Raw genomic sequence first — 13,752 nt, 5'->3', positions numbered from 1 at the left:
TTCACTTCACCAGAGGAAGGTTATCGCCGCGCCAGCTGGAAATGCCGCCGGACAGCTTGGCCGCCTTGAAGCCGGACTTGAGCAGCTCGCGGGCGGTGGTGCCAGCATGCTGCCCCATTGCATCGACTATGATCAACGTCTTGTCCTTGTATTTCTCCAGTTCGGCGGTACGGGTCAGTACCTTGTCCTGTGGGAAATTCAGGGAGCCGACGATATGCCCTGCGGTGTAATCCTTTTTCGAGCGCACGTCGATGACCACGCCCTGATCGCTGTTGACCAGTGCGGTCAGCTCGCGAGTGCTCAGGCTGGCGCCGCCCTTGCTCATTTCGTAAGCAATCAGCAGTCCCAGCAGAATGACGAAGGCACCGGTGATCAAATAGTGGTTAGTGGCGAATTCAAGCAGGTGAGCAACCATCAGTAGGTTCCAGGGCGTTAAAATGTCGGCCAGTATACACAGCAGCCAAGGTCGGCCAAAGTCCGTACGGCAGTGACGCCGTTTGAACTTGTCCTTAAAATGCCGTTCCCTTGTACTTTGTTCATCTCTTTATCCAATCAGCATCGAGTGGGTTCTATGACTGCCACGCCAAAACCTCTGGTTCTTATCATCCTGGATGGCTTCGGACACAGCGAAAGCCACAAGGGCAATGCCATTCTGGCCGCGAAGATGCCGGTCATGGATCGTCTCTACCAAACCATGCCCAATGGCCTGATTTCCGGGTCGGGCATGGATGTCGGTCTGCCGGACGGGCAGATGGGCAACTCCGAGGTCGGGCACATGAACCTGGGGGCCGGGCGTGTGGTGTATCAGGACTTCACTCGGGTGACCAAAGCGATTCGCGATGGCGAGTTCTTCGAAAACCCGACCATCTGCGCCGCTGTGGATAAAGCCGTCAGCGGCGGCAAGGCCGTGCACATCATGGGCCTGCTGTCCGATGGTGGCGTGCACAGCCACCAGGATCATCTGGTTGCGATGGCTGAACTGGCGGTCAAACGCGGTGCAGAAAAAATCTACCTGCATGCCTTCCTTGATGGCCGCGACACGCCACCGCGCAGCGCGAAGAAATCCCTCGAGCTAATGGACGCAACCTTCGCCCGCCTGGGTAAGGGCCGTACCGCCACGATCGTCGGCCGCTACTTCGCCATGGACCGTGACAACCGCTGGGACCGGGTTTCGTCTGCCTATAACCTGATCGTCGACAGTGCCGCCGAATTCCACGCAGACAGCGCCGTTGCCGGGCTCGAAGCCGCCTACGCACGCGACGAGAACGACGAGTTCGTCAAAGCCACGCGCATTGGCGGAGCCGCCCGCGTGGAAGATGGCGATGCGGTGGTGTTCATGAACTTCCGCGCCGACCGCGCCCGTGAACTGACTCGTGTGTTCGTCGAAGACGATTTCAAGGACTTCGAGCGCGCCCGCCAGCCGAAGGTCAACTACGTGATGCTGACCCAGTACGCGGCCAGCATTCCTGCGCCGTCCGCTTTTGCTGCAGGCAGCCTGAAAAACGTGCTGGGCGAGTACCTGGCGGCCAACGGCAAGACCCAGCTGCGTATCGCCGAAACCGAGAAATACGCCCACGTCACGTTCTTCTTCTCCGGCGGCCGTGAAGAACCGTTCCCGGGTGAAGAGCGCATTCTGATCCCGTCGCCGAAAGTCGCCACCTACGACTTGCAGCCTGAGATGAGCGCACCGGAAGTGACCGACAAAATTGTCGATGCCATCGAACATCAGCGTTATGACGTGATCGTCGTCAACTACGCCAACGGCGACATGGTTGGCCACAGCGGGATCATGGAAGCCGCAATCAAGGCTGTGGAATGCCTGGACGTGTGTGTCGGGCGCATCACCGAGGCGCTGGAAAAAGTCGGTGGTGAAGCGCTTATCACCGCTGACCACGGCAACGTCGAGCAAATGACTGACGACCACACCGGCCAGGCGCACACCGCGCACACCTCCGAGCCGGTACCGTTCGTTTATGTGGGCAAACGTCAGCTGAAAGTCCGCCAAGGCGGCGTTCTGGCCGATGTCGCGCCGACCATGCTGCATCTGCTGGGCATGGAGAAACCGCAGGAAATGACCGGTCACTCGATTCTTGTGAACGAGTAACCCGGTCAAAACCGGCCTTTAGCCATCAGGCAAGGCCGGTTTTTTATGTTTCAGGCCTCAAAGCAGTGGTTGCGAGGCGTTTTTTTTGCAGCGCATGGCGGGCATACTAGGCCTGACATTTTTTCTCACAATTCCTCGGTATCGCCCACCCACATGCTTCGCGCCTTGATTGCCCTTGCTCTGATCTGCCTGCTCAATCCGGCGTTTGCCGAAGACGAGCGTGTGCAAACCCAAAAACAGATAGATGCTGCGCGTCAGGATGTGGCGGAGCTGCAAAAAGTCCTGGGCAAGCTTCAGGAAGAACGTGCAGGCGTCCAGAAGGACCTGCGCACCACTGAAACCGAAATGGGCAAGTTGGAAAAGCAGGTCGAGGTCCTGCAAAAGGAACTAAAAAAGACGGAAACCGAGCTGCAAAAGCTCGACAGTGAAAAAAAGAAACTGAACAGCGCCCGTGTTGAACAGCAACGCCTGATTGCCATCCAGGCCCGCGCCGCCTACCAGAGTGGCCGCCAGGAGTACCTCAAGCTGCTGCTCAACCAGCAACACCCCGAGAAGTTCGCCCGAACCCTCACGTATTACGATTACCTGAGCCAGGCGCGCCTGGAGCAGCTACGCAATTTCAACGAAACCCTGCGCCAGCTGGCCAATGTCGAAAAAGACATCGACCTGCAACAGGCCCAACTGCTGGTGCAGAAAAGCAACCTGGACAGCCAGAGCGAAGAGCTGGCCAAGGTTCGCCAGGAACGTCAACAGGCGCTGGCCAAGTTGAATCAGGACTACAAGGCCCGCGATCAGAAACTGCAGGCCCGTCAGCAGGATCAGGCCGACCTGGCCAAAGTCCTCAAGACCATCGAAGAAACCCTGGCCCGCCAGGCACGTGAAGCCGAAGAAGCTCGCCAGAAGGCGCTGGTTGCAGCCCGCGAGGCGGAAGAAAAGCGTCAGCGCGAAGCTGAAGCCGTCGCCCGCAATAACAGCAGCAACAGCAGCAGTAAAAGCGATGATGAACCGGCACCGCGTCGCCCGGTCAAAGCCCCCGGCGCAGTCGTTTCCAGTGCCGGAGTTTCCTACGGCGGACCTTTTGCAGAGGCCAGGGGAAAACTTCCATGGCCTATCGATGGTCGACTGCTTGCGCGTTTCGGTGAAGCCCGCGGTGATGACGAACGGACCAAATGGGACGGCGTCATGATCAGCGCCGCAGCCGGAAGCCAGGTACGTGCCGTGCATGGCGGACGAGTGGTGTTCGCCGACTGGTTGCGCGGTGCCGGGCTTCTGGTCATTCTCGACCATGGCAACGGTTATCTGACCCTTTACGGGCACAACCAGAGCCTGCTCAAGTCGGCAGGTGACATTGTAAAAGCCGGTGAAGCGATTTCCACGGTCGGCAATAGTGGCGGTCAGGACACGGCAGCGTTGTACTTTGCTATTCGTCAGCAGGGTCGCCCCAGCGATCCGGCCCAATGGTGCCGCACTCAAGGATAAGTCGGCGTCAATATCTGTAGGAGTTCGTTAGACATGCTGCATTTGTCCCGCCTCACCTCGCTGGCCCTGGCAATTGCCATCGTTATCGGCGCGCCGCTGGCGCAAGCTGCCGAAAAGACCGCGCCAGCCACGCCTGCAGCAGTCTCGCCCGCCAAAACCAATACCACCGCAAAGCCACCGCTGCCGCTCGACGAGTTGCGCACCTTTGCCGAGGTCATGGACCGGGTCAAGGCGGCCTACGTGGAGCCGGTCGACGACAAGACCCTGCTGGAGAACGCCATCAAGGGCATGCTCAGCAATCTTGATCCGCACTCCGCCTATCTTGGCCCGGAAGATTTCCAGGAGCTGCAGGAAAGCACCAGCGGCGAGTTCGGTGGGCTGGGCATCGAAGTCGGCGTCGAGGACGGTTTCGTCAAGGTGGTTTCGCCCATCGACGACACACCGGCTTCCAAGGCTGGCATCGAAGCAGGCGACCTGATCGTGAAGATCAACGGTACGCCGACCCAGGGCCAGAACATGCAGGAAGCGGTCGACAAGATGCGCGGCAAGATCGGTGAAAAGATCACCCTGACGCTGGTCCGCGATGGCGGTACGCCGTTTGACGTGACCCTGGCGCGGGCGACCATTCAGGTCAAGAGCGTCAAGGCGCAGATGCTGGAAAATGGCTACGGCTATATCCGCATCACCCAGTTCCAGGTCAAGACTGGTGACGAAGTCGGCAAGGCACTGGCCAAATTCCGCAAGGACAACGGCAAGAAGATGAGCGGCCTGATTCTCGACCTGCGCAACAACCCGGGCGGCGTGCTGCAATCGGCGGTGCAGGTGGCGGATCACTTCCTCACCAAGGGCCTGATCGTCTACACCAAAGGCCGCATCGCCAACTCCGAATTGCGCTTCTCGGCAGACCCGGCAGACGCCAGCGAAGGCGTGCCTCTGGTAGTACTGATCAACGGCGGCAGCGCCTCGGCATCGGAAATCGTTGCCGGCGCCCTGCAAGACCAGAAACGCGGCATCCTGATGGGCACTGACACCTTCGGCAAAGGCTCGGTGCAGACCGTTCTGCCGCTGAACAACGATCGCGCCCTGAAGATCACCACCGCGTTGTACTACACGCCGAACGGCCGCTCGATCCAGGCCCAGGGCATCAACCCGGACATCGTGGTACGTCGGGCCAAGGTCACCAGCGAAGCAGACGGCGAGAACTACAAGGAAGCCGACCTGCTGGGTCACCTCGGCAATGGCAACGGCGGCGCGGACAAACCGACCGTCAAGGGTGGCGCAGCCGCCAAGGCGCGTCCGCAGGATGACGACTTCCAGCTCAGCCAGGCGCTCAGCCTGCTGAAGGGGCTGAGTATCACCCGCGGCAATTGACGGATGCGCTTTCTCGCTCTGTTGCTGCTGACCCTCTCGATCACTGGCGCTGCCCATGCAGCGCCGGCAGAGAGCAGCGGCAAACCGCCCAAGGCCTACCTGAGCCTGATCATCGACGACCTGGGCCAGAATCCGCAGCGCGACAGCCGCACACTGGCGCTTCCCGGCCCGGTTACTCTGGCGATCATGCCCGACACCCCGCACGCCACCGAGTTTGCACGCCAGGCCCATCGCGCAGGCAAAACGGTCATGCTGCACATGCCCATGGACCCCGCGACCGGCCCTTACGCCTGGCACCCCGAACTGCCACTGCCTGAGCTGGAAAGCCGTCTCAATGCTGCCCTGCTGAAGGTGCCGTATGCAGCCGGCATCAACAACCACATGGGCAGCCGGATGACCGCCGAGCCGGTCGCCATGACCTGGCTGATGGCCGAGCTACAGCGTCGTCACCTGTTTTTCGTCGACAGCCGCACCAGCGCGAAAACCGTGGCCGCCGCCGAAGCGCAGCGTATCGGGCTGGCCAGCGTCTCGCGTGACGTATTCCTGGACGACGAACGCACCGCAGAAGCCATCACCCGCCAATTGCAGACTGCGATAAAAATCGCCCGCAAATATGGCTCGGCCGTGGTTATCGGCCACCCCTACCCTGTCACGCTGGATGTACTGGAGCGCGAACTGCCCAACCTCAAGGCTCAGGGCGTCGAATGGATCGACCTGCGCAGCATGATCGGCGAACGCGGCAATCAGGCGAGTGCGGCGCATGGCAAGAATGGGATTTATCGCTGATCGCACCTCTTCCACGTCAGCACTTTCCATACGCCAGGTCCGGCAAATCTGCTTTCCGTGTCCACCAGCGTCTTAGCCTTGATGAACGTGTCAATTCCGACTTAAAGGAAGGTGCCTCAATGACGGAGGCCAAGACACATTTATCATGGATTGATGATGAAACCGACCATGATGACGGGGGCGAAGGGCTGATGGCTCTCGCACCTTCGATAGCCCTGCTCAACGCAGACGGCTCGCGCGACCACTGGAGCGGCGTCGGCCGTATCAACAGCAGGTCAGGGTCAAACTGCACGGCAACGCTGATCAATAGCCGAAGCATCGACAGCCCGCCTGACGCGCCCGCAGCGGGCTGAGCGGTTACTGATAGCGCGCCTTGACGGCATCGACCCAGCCTTCAGCGCGCATCTGATCGAGGGCCTTTTGCAGGCGTCTGACGACCTCGTCAGGCGTGCTCTTGTTGACCGCCAGGTAAAGTTCGGCGCTGTTGAACCGCAGCGCTGTCTTGAAGCCGGTGACGCCTTCCAGCTTCGCCAGATAGCGGCCAACCGGATCGCCTACCGCCCACAGGTCGATCTGGCCGTTGGCGAGTTTTTTCACGTTGTCGCGGTCACGCAACATCAGGATCGGGTTCAAGCCCATGGTTCTAAGGCGCTCGCCAATGGCATCGCCCTTGTAGGCCCCGATGCGGTAATCCCTCGCCTGCTCCAGCGACGTCAAGGTGATCGGGCTGTCGCCGCGCGCCAACATGATCCAGTCGTAGGAACCTACCGGGCCGACCCATTTGAAGAGGTTTTCACGTTCGGGCAGGCGGGTGGTGGAAAACACGCCGTAACCGGGCTTTTCCAGGGCCAGTTTGTAGACTCGGTCCCACGGAAAGCGCAGCGTCATGCTGTAGCCGATATTGGCGCGCTTGAACATCTCGCGCACCACTTCGGCGGCGATACCGTCAATGTTGTTTTCCTGGGCGAAATTCTTGCCGTCGACCGCCATGTTGAACGGCGGGAAGTTCTCGGTCAGCAACACCATGGAATAAGGCGTCGACTCGCTGGCCCGGACACCTTCACTCGACAAGACACCGATCCCGATCAGTGCAAGCAATAGGCGTTTGAACATGTTCCGGCACTCGATCGTGAACGACGCATGCAGAGTGCCGTGAACCCGGCGCACTGTCTAGCACGCTGTCCGGCGATGTCGCTTACAGGCAATATTCGAATGCCACAGGGCTGAAACAAAGCGAGCGCCGGCTGTTTCAAACCCTTGGCCTGAAACAAGCGGCGCCCGCTTTCATGCGCCGTGACTCAGCGCACGACAATCCCGCGGCTGGCCATGTAGGCCTTGGCTTCAGGGACCGTGTATTCGCCAAAGTGGAAGATACTCGCCGCCAGCACAGCGCTGGCGTGGCCCTCGATGACACCGGCAGCCAGGTGCTCGAGGTTGCCGACGCCACCCGAAGCAATCACCGGAATACCCAGCGCATCGCTGATGGCGCGCGTGACGCCCAGGTCGAAGCCGTTTTTCATGCCGTCCTGGTCCATGCTGGTCAGCAGGATCTCGCCAGCGCCCAGGTCTTCCATCTTTTTCGCCCAGAGCACCGCGTCCAGCCCGGTGGGTTTGCGCCCGCCGTGGGTGAAGATTTCCCAGCGCGGGGTTTCGCCCGGACCGGAGACCTTCTTGGCGTCGATAGCGACCACGATGCACTGCGACCCGAAACGCGCGGCGGCCTCACCGACGAACTCGGGGTTGAACACCGCGGCCGTGTTGATCGAGACCTTGTCGGCACCGGCGTTGAGCAGGTTGCGGATGTCCTGCACGGTGCGCACGCCGCCACCAACGGTCAGCGGGATGAACACCTGACTGGCCATGCGCTCGACGGTATGCAGCGTAGTGTCGCGGCCATCGACGCTGGCGGTGATGTCGAGGAAGGTAATTTCGTCGGCACCCTGCTCATCGTAACGACGAGCGATTTCCACCGGATCGCCTGCGTCCCGGATGTTCTCGAACTTGACGCCCTTGACCACTCGACCGTTGTCGACGTCCAGGCAAGGGATGATGCGTTTGGCTAGGGCCACAGGGTCAATCTCCAGCTGTTCAGCGTTGTTCGCGGTCGCAGAGCGCCTGAGCTTCGGCCACATCCAGCGTGCCTTCGTAAATCGCACGGCCGGTGATCGCGCCGATGATGCCCGGAGCCTTCGCATTCAGCAGCGCCTGGATGTCGCCCAGGTTATGGATACCACCCGAAGCGATCACCGGGATCCGCGTGGCAGCCGCCAATGCCGCGGTGAACGGGATGTTACAGCCCTGCATCATGCCGTCTTTGGCGATGTCGGTGTAGACAATGGCCGACACGCCATCGGCTTCGAAACGCTTGGCCAGATCAATGACCTGCACCGAGCTGACTTCAGCCCAGCCGTCGGTGGCGACGAAACCGTCCTTGGCATCCAGACCGACAATCACCTTGCCGGGGAACGCACGGCAGGCTTCGGCCACGAACTCGGGCTCTTTGACGGCCTTGGTGCCGATGATGACGTAGCTCACGCCCGCCTTGACGTAATGCTCGATGGTTTCCAGCGAACGGATGCCACCACCGATCTGGATCGGCAGGTTCGGGTAGCGTCGGGCGATGGCCGTGACCACATCACCATTGACCGGCTGACCTTCGAACGCACCGTTCAGATCGACCAGATGCAGACGGCGGCAACCACCCTCGACCCACTTGGCGGCCATGGCCACCGGGTCATCGGAGAACACCGTGGAATCTTCCATCCGGCCCTGACGCAGACGGACGCAGGCGCCGTCCTTGAGATCGATAGCGGGGATAATCAGCATGCTTTTTCCTTGGTCAAAAAGAGCGGCAAGCTGCAACGATGCGCACTCACCCATTCTTGCTGCTTGATGCGTGCAGCTGCTTTCTAGCTAATTTTTTTCGAGTGCCCACAAGTCACTTTCGATGCTCTCGAAGCGCTCCTTGAGCTGCTGCTGAACATCGAAAATGGCGCGATTGTAGTAGTGCGGGGCAATCTCGCGCGTGAACAGCTCGAGGACTTCAGCCACTTCGAACGAGCCCAGGTCCAGCTCGAAGCGCTCTGCGAACAGGCGCTTGAGCTTGTCGATCGCCTGTTGCTCGTGCTCGGGCGAGAGGGTCAGAATCGGTGGCTTGCCCTTGGCTTTGCTCATGCGCTTACCAGCGACCATCCCAGGCGGCGAAGTTCTGCAGCAACTGCAGGCCGTGGGTGTGGCTCTTTTCAGGGTGGAATTGCACCGCAAAACGCGAACCGTCGGCCAGCGCAGCGGCGAAATCGAGGCCGTAGTGACCACGTCCGACCACCTGACGCTGATTGGCGGCATCGATATAGAAACTGTGCACGAAGTAGAAACGCGCCTGATCAGGAATGTCATGCCACAGCGGGTGATCCACCGCCTGAGCGACCTGGTTCCAGCCCATGTGCGGCACTTTCAGGTGCTCGCCCTCTTCGTGCAGGTCCTTGCCGAAAAACTTTACCTGGCCAGGAAACATGCCGATGCAGTCCACACCGCCGTTCTCCTCGCTGCTGTCGAGCAACGCCTGCATACCGACGCAGATCCCCAGAAACGGACGGTCCTGGCTGACTTCCCTGACCAGCGAATCAAAGCCCAGACGGCGAATCTCGGCCATGCAGTCGCGAATCGCGCCCACACCCGGAAAAACGATGCGGTCGGCTTCGCGAATCACCTTGGCGTCACTGGTAATCAGCACACGGCCTGCGCCCACATGCTCCAGCGCCTTGGCGACAGAGTGCAGGTTGCCCATGCCGTAATCGATGACCGCAACTGTCTGCATCAGAGCACACCCTTGGTCGATGGCATCTGTCCGGCCATACGCTCATCCAGCTCGACCGCCATGCGCAGCGCACGACCGAAAGCCTTGAACACGGTCTCGATCTGGTGGTGAGTGTTGGTGCCACGCAGGTTGTCGATGTGCAGCGTCACGTTCGCGTGGTTAACGAAGCCCTGGAAGAACTCCTGAAAGAGGTCCACGTCGAAGCCGCCTACAGTGGCGCGGGTGTACGGCACATGCATCTGCAGGCCCGGACGCCCGGAGAAATCGATGACCACGCGCGACAGCGCTTCGTCAAGCGGCACGTAGGCGTGGCCGTAACGACGAATGCCCTTCTTGTCGCCGATCGCCTGGCTGAACGCCTGGCCCACGGTGATGCCGACGTCTTCCACCGTGTGGTGGTCGTCGATTGCCAGGTCACCCTTGCATTCGATGTCCAGATCGATCAGCCCGTGCCGGGCGATCTGGTCGAGCATGTGCTCAAGAAAAGGCACGCCGATATCGAATCGGGCCTTTCCGGTACCATCCAGGTTGATCGAGGCTTTGATCTGGGTTTCCAGAGTATTGCGCTCGACGTACGCCTTACGTTCGGCCATCACCAGCTCCGCAAAATCATTGGGCGAAAAAAAGGCGAGCATTATAGGCCCAGAAGCGCCCGCCATGAAGCAAACAGACGACCAGCAGGGTATTTAACGGGCGAAGAGGCTCGCGATTGCGTTACATACCTTGTCGATATTCCCTTCATTCAAACCGGCCATGCATACCCGACCACTGCGCAGCATGTAAATGCCGTGAACATCTTTCAGTTCATCGACTTGCTGCGGGGTCAGACCGGTGTAGCTGAACATCCCGTTCTGCCTGAGGATAAAGCTGAAATCGTGGCCGGAGACCTTCTGCGCCAGCACCTCGACCAGACGCGTGCGCATGTCGATGATACGCAGACGCATGGCCTCGACTTCGCCCAGCCACTGCTCGCGCAAGTGCGGTGTGTTGAGCACTTTCGACACCAGAAACGCGCCATGTGCAGGCGGGCTGGAGTAGTTGCGGCGCACGGTCGCCTTGAGCTGGCCGAATACGTTGGCAGCGGAGGCCGCGTCTTCACAGACCACCGACAGCCCGCCTACCCGCTCGCCATACAGCGAGAAGATTTTCGAGAACGAGTTACTGACCAGCGTTGTGATACCTGCGTTGGCCATCGCCCGGATGGCATAGGCGTCTTCGTCCATGCCTTTGCCGAAACCCTGATAGGCGATATCCAGGAACGCAATGAGCTGACGATCCTTGATCACTTCGATCAGGCGGTCCCATTGCGCCACCGTCAGATCGGCACCGGTCGGGTTATGGCAGCACGGGTGCAGCAGGAGGATGCTCTGCGCCGGCAGCCCCTGCACCGTGTCGAGCATGGCCTCGAACCTCACGCCACCCGTCTGGGCATCGAAGTACGGGTACGCGTTGACCTTGAAGCCCGCTCCGCCGAACAGCGCGTTATGGTTTTCCCAGGTCGGGTCGCTGACCCACACCTGCGAGTCCGGAAATGCATACTTGAGGAAATCGGCACCTATCTTGAGTGCCCCCGAGCCGCCCACGGTTTGAATGGTGGCCACACGGCCTGCCTGAACCAGCGGGTGATCGGCACCGAACAACAGGGTTTGCACCGCCTGCCGATACGCCGCCAGGCCTTCCATCGGCAGGTACACGGACGCTGCCTGCTCGCCTTCGGCCAGTTGCTGTTGCGCCGTTGCTACACAGGCCAATTGCGGAATGCGACCCTGTGCGTCGTAATACAGACCGATGCTCAGATTGACCTTGTCCGCACGCGAGTCCTTGCCAAAGGTCTCCATCAGCGAAAGGATCGGATCACCGGCGTATGACTCCACGTGGGCTAGCATGCAAACAACTCCTTCGGGCAATAAAATCAGGGCTGACTAATGTAGCAGCGTATGCACCGGAACGGGCAGTGCATCGAGTACATAGGGTCAACTGAATATGACTATCGCGACGAATAAAATCCGGACGCGATGATCAAAAGCGCAGTGCACCAAAAACCCAGGCAAAAAAAAGCGCCTGCACCGAGGTGCAAGCGCTTTTCTGTTACCGGCAGGCTTTTAGTGGAACAGCACTGCGGTTTTTTGCAGGGTAATCCAGACGCCCCACGCCAGCGGGATGCCTACGGCCAGCCAGGCGGCGATGACCAGCGGCTTGCTACCTGCGGATGCTTTCCACTCCAGCGAAGTCGTGGCGTTGGCACCCTTGTCGTGACCGATGGCTTGTTCAGCCGCCAGCTCGGCGTCGGTCATGAAGTACTTGTCGGCAACCGGACGAATCAGCAGGTTGCAGATAAAGCCCAGCACCAGCAGACCCGAGAGGATGTACAAGGTGATGTCATAGGCATCGGCACGTGCAACACCGTGGGCGAGTTGGTACTCACGCAGGTAGTTGACCAATACCGGGCCGAGCACACCGGCCGCAGCCCAGGCAGTCAGCAGACGACCGTGAATCGCACCGACCATCTGCGTACCGAACAGGTCAGCCAGATAAGCCGGAACTGTGGCAAAACCGCCACCGTACATCGACAGCACGATGCAGAACGCGGCCACGAACAGCGCGATGCTACCCATATGGCTCAGGGTCGGAACCGACGCATAAAGCAGGAAGCCCAGTGCGAAGAATACGAAGTAGGTTGCCTTGCGACCGATGAAGTCCGAGCACGAAGCCCAGAAGAAACGACCGCCGATGTTGAACAGACTCAACAGCCCCGTGAAGCCGGCTGCGATCGCAGCAATGGCTTTCAGCTGGTCGGCATTGAGCTGGCTGAAGGTCAGGTCGACGCCCAGCAGTTTGCCAGCGAAGACTTCCTGCAGCAGCGGCGAAGCCATGCCCAGGATGCCGATACCGGCCGATACGTTCAGGCACAGCACCAGCCAGACCAGACGGAACTGCGGTGTCTTCCAGGCCACGCTGACGTGCACGTGACGGTTGGTGATCATCGAGTTCTTGGCCTTGGCAGCCGGAGCGGTCCAGCCCTCAGGCTTCCAGCCGGTTGGCGGAACGCGGTAGCCCAGTGCACCGCCGATCATGAAGATGAAGTAAATCACCGCCATCACCACGAAGCTCTGCCATACGCCCACGCTTTCAGCCGAAGCGAAGTGACCCATCAGAGCCGTAGCCAGCGGTGCACCCACCATCGCGCCGCCGCCAAAGCCCATGATCGCCATGCCGGTCGCCATGCCGCGCTTGTCCGGGAACCACTTGATCAGGGTCGACACCGGGGAGATATAGCCCAACCCCAGACCGATACCGCCGATCACACCCGAGCCCAGCCACATCAGCCAGATCTGGTGCGTATAAATGCCCAGTGCGGAAATCAGCAAGCCACCACACCAGCAAAGTGCCGAAACCACACCCGCCTTGCGTGGACCTGCGTGCTCCAGCCAGCCACCCCAAATGGCAGCCGAGCAACCCAGGAAGATGAAAAACAGTGTGTAGATCCAGCCCAGCATGGAGATCTGCCAGTCACAGGTCGACGCGAACATCTGCGCGAAAAAACCCATGTCCGGTGTGCAAGCGACAGGTGCCGTAACACCGATAGCCTTCGACAGCGGCAACCAGAATACCGAGAAGCCGTAAGCCATACCGATACAAAGATGGATGGCCAGTGCTGCAGGTGGAACAAGCCAACGGTTGAAACCTGGCTTGGCGATAATGCGCTCTTTGGACAAGAACGCAGGTTGAACGGCTGCGCCGCCCAAGGCTGTGCTTGTGCTCATTATAATTACCCCAATGTGTGAAGCTCGCAGATGGTCCGCTGGTCCGCCACAGACTCAGTGCCGAGCGGCCATGTCTGTTTTATCGGCAGGTTATCCGGATACGTGACAAAAAGACGCACCCTAGCCAGCAAAAACGGAGACTATCACTGTCTGATGGCAAATAAGCATCTCGCTACATGCTTTTTAATATCTATTTTCACACGTTAATCCACGTGCTCTATCGAGCCATAGATGCAACCAATTAAGCATTATCGAAAAGCTGCTTTGGGCTTAGTTGGGCGCACCTGTGTGGCTATTCGGCCGGTGCGCGAAGATTCGGAAGATATATCGAGACGAGGCGACGCACATTTTTCATCTGCTCTCAGGCGTAGTGGCGCACGGTGCCAGCGTCTTGAACCGGAGGCCGGACAGCAATAACGGTATCCGCAGCC

General features: G+C 59.8%; 13 protein-coding genes and 1 pseudogene. 5 read left to right on the top strand and 9 right to left on the bottom strand.

Annotated features, from left to right (window positions below):
- Window position 1 precedes the first annotated feature (1 nt).
- On the bottom strand, window positions 2–415 hold the full coding sequence (locus BLR16_RS26245) for a rhodanese-like domain-containing protein (protein WP_003318290.1): 414 nt from the start codon (window positions 413–415) through the stop codon (window positions 2–4).
- 156 nt (window positions 416–571) lie between these two features.
- Between BLR16_RS26245 and gpmI the strand changes: the two genes are divergently transcribed.
- From gpmI to BLR16_RS26220, 5 genes and pseudogenes are all read left to right on the top strand, one after another.
- Window positions 572–2,104, top strand: coding sequence for a 2,3-bisphosphoglycerate-independent phosphoglycerate mutase (gpmI, locus tag BLR16_RS26240; RefSeq protein WP_060708403.1), 1,533 nt, complete (start codon window positions 572–574; stop codon window positions 2,102–2,104).
- 153 nt (window positions 2,105–2,257) lie between these two features.
- Entirely contained in the window at window positions 2,258–3,583 is a 1,326-nt protein-coding gene (locus BLR16_RS26235) for a murein hydrolase activator EnvC family protein (RefSeq protein ID WP_044310203.1), read from the top strand.
- A gap of 33 nt (window positions 3,584–3,616) precedes the next feature.
- Entirely contained in the window at window positions 3,617–4,954 is a 1,338-nt protein-coding gene (locus BLR16_RS26230; protein WP_003372196.1) for a S41 family peptidase, read from the top strand.
- A gap of 3 nt (window positions 4,955–4,957) precedes the next feature.
- Window positions 4,958–5,740, top strand: coding sequence for a divergent polysaccharide deacetylase family protein (locus BLR16_RS26225; RefSeq protein WP_003434694.1), 783 nt, complete (start codon window positions 4,958–4,960; stop codon window positions 5,738–5,740).
- Window positions 5,741–5,913: 173 nt separating this feature from the next.
- Window positions 5,914–6,084: pseudogene (locus BLR16_RS26220) on the top strand (serine protease); the annotation flags it as partial.
- 13 nt (window positions 6,085–6,097) lie between these two features.
- Here the strand turns inward: BLR16_RS26220 and BLR16_RS26215 are convergent.
- The 8 genes from BLR16_RS26215 to BLR16_RS26180 all read right to left on the bottom strand — a co-directional run bounded on the left by BLR16_RS26215 (window position 6,098) and on the right by BLR16_RS26180 (window position 13,321).
- Window positions 6,098–6,853: a substrate-binding periplasmic protein gene (locus tag BLR16_RS26215; RefSeq protein WP_003372204.1), complete on the bottom strand. Its 756-nt coding sequence runs from the start codon at window positions 6,851–6,853 to the stop codon at window positions 6,098–6,100.
- Window positions 6,854–7,038: 185 nt separating this feature from the next.
- Window positions 7,039–7,809, bottom strand: coding sequence for an imidazole glycerol phosphate synthase subunit HisF (gene hisF / locus BLR16_RS26210; protein WP_002551458.1), 771 nt, complete (start codon window positions 7,807–7,809; stop codon window positions 7,039–7,041).
- A gap of 19 nt (window positions 7,810–7,828) precedes the next feature.
- On the bottom strand, window positions 7,829–8,566 hold the full coding sequence (hisA, locus tag BLR16_RS26205; RefSeq protein WP_003372206.1) for a 1-(5-phosphoribosyl)-5-[(5-phosphoribosylamino)methylideneamino]imidazole-4-carboxamide isomerase: 738 nt from the start codon (window positions 8,564–8,566) through the stop codon (window positions 7,829–7,831).
- Window positions 8,567–8,653: 87 nt separating this feature from the next.
- Complete coding sequence (locus BLR16_RS26200) at window positions 8,654–8,914, bottom strand: DUF2164 domain-containing protein (protein ID WP_003342219.1); 261 nt, start codon at window positions 8,912–8,914, stop codon at window positions 8,654–8,656.
- Between the two features lie 4 nt (window positions 8,915–8,918).
- Window positions 8,919–9,557 (bottom strand): imidazole glycerol phosphate synthase subunit HisH, encoded by a 639-nt coding sequence (gene hisH / locus BLR16_RS26195; protein WP_003434704.1) that lies wholly within the window; start codon window positions 9,555–9,557, stop codon window positions 8,919–8,921.
- Entirely contained in the window at window positions 9,557–10,150 is a 594-nt protein-coding gene (gene hisB, locus BLR16_RS26190) for an imidazoleglycerol-phosphate dehydratase HisB (RefSeq protein WP_002551454.1), read from the bottom strand. The genes hisH and hisB overlap by 1 nt, the downstream gene beginning before the upstream one ends.
- A gap of 93 nt (window positions 10,151–10,243) precedes the next feature.
- Window positions 10,244–11,443, bottom strand: a complete 1,200-nt coding sequence (locus tag BLR16_RS26185; RefSeq protein ID WP_003434710.1) for an amino acid aminotransferase — start codon at window positions 11,441–11,443, stop codon at window positions 10,244–10,246.
- A 216-nt stretch (window positions 11,444–11,659) separates the two neighbouring features.
- A complete protein-coding gene (locus tag BLR16_RS26180; protein ID WP_074807118.1) occupies window positions 11,660–13,321 on the bottom strand; it encodes an OFA family MFS transporter in 1,662 nt (553 codons plus the stop codon).
- Window positions 13,322–13,752 lie beyond the last annotated feature (431 nt).

The sequence above is a fragment of the Pseudomonas sp. BS3767 genome (genome assembly GCF_900099665.1).
Taxonomy (GTDB): domain Bacteria; phylum Pseudomonadota; class Gammaproteobacteria; order Pseudomonadales; family Pseudomonadaceae; genus Aquipseudomonas; species Aquipseudomonas cerasi.
This window is presented reverse-complemented; position numbering and strand designations above follow the sequence as displayed.

Excerpts from the sequence above, each read along its gene's own strand:
- BLR16_RS26245 (WP_003318290.1), bottom strand. The coding sequence starts at position 415 with ATGGTTGCTCACCTGCTTGAATTCGCCACTAACCACTATTTGATCACC.
- gpmI (WP_060708403.1), top strand. The coding sequence starts at position 572 with ATGACTGCCACGCCAAAACCTCTGGTTCTTATCATCCTGGATGGCTTC.
- BLR16_RS26235 (WP_044310203.1), top strand. The coding sequence starts at position 2,258 with ATGCTTCGCGCCTTGATTGCCCTTGCTCTGATCTGCCTGCTCAATCCG.
- BLR16_RS26230 (WP_003372196.1), top strand. The coding sequence starts at position 3,617 with ATGCTGCATTTGTCCCGCCTCACCTCGCTGGCCCTGGCAATTGCCATC.
- BLR16_RS26225 (WP_003434694.1), top strand. The coding sequence starts at position 4,958 with ATGCGCTTTCTCGCTCTGTTGCTGCTGACCCTCTCGATCACTGGCGCT.
- BLR16_RS26215 (WP_003372204.1), bottom strand. The coding sequence starts at position 6,853 with ATGTTCAAACGCCTATTGCTTGCACTGATCGGGATCGGTGTCTTGTCG.
- hisA (WP_003372206.1), bottom strand. The coding sequence starts at position 8,566 with ATGCTGATTATCCCCGCTATCGATCTCAAGGACGGCGCCTGCGTCCGT.
- BLR16_RS26200 (WP_003342219.1), bottom strand. The coding sequence starts at position 8,914 with ATGAGCAAAGCCAAGGGCAAGCCACCGATTCTGACCCTCTCGCCCGAG.
- hisH (WP_003434704.1), bottom strand. The coding sequence starts at position 9,557 with ATGCAGACAGTTGCGGTCATCGATTACGGCATGGGCAACCTGCACTCT.
- hisB (WP_002551454.1), bottom strand. The coding sequence starts at position 10,150 with ATGGCCGAACGTAAGGCGTACGTCGAGCGCAATACTCTGGAAACCCAG.
- BLR16_RS26185 (WP_003434710.1), bottom strand. The coding sequence starts at position 11,443 with ATGCTAGCCCACGTGGAGTCATACGCCGGTGATCCGATCCTTTCGCTG.
- BLR16_RS26180 (WP_074807118.1), bottom strand. The coding sequence starts at position 13,321 with ATGAGCACAAGCACAGCCTTGGGCGGCGCAGCCGTTCAACCTGCGTTC.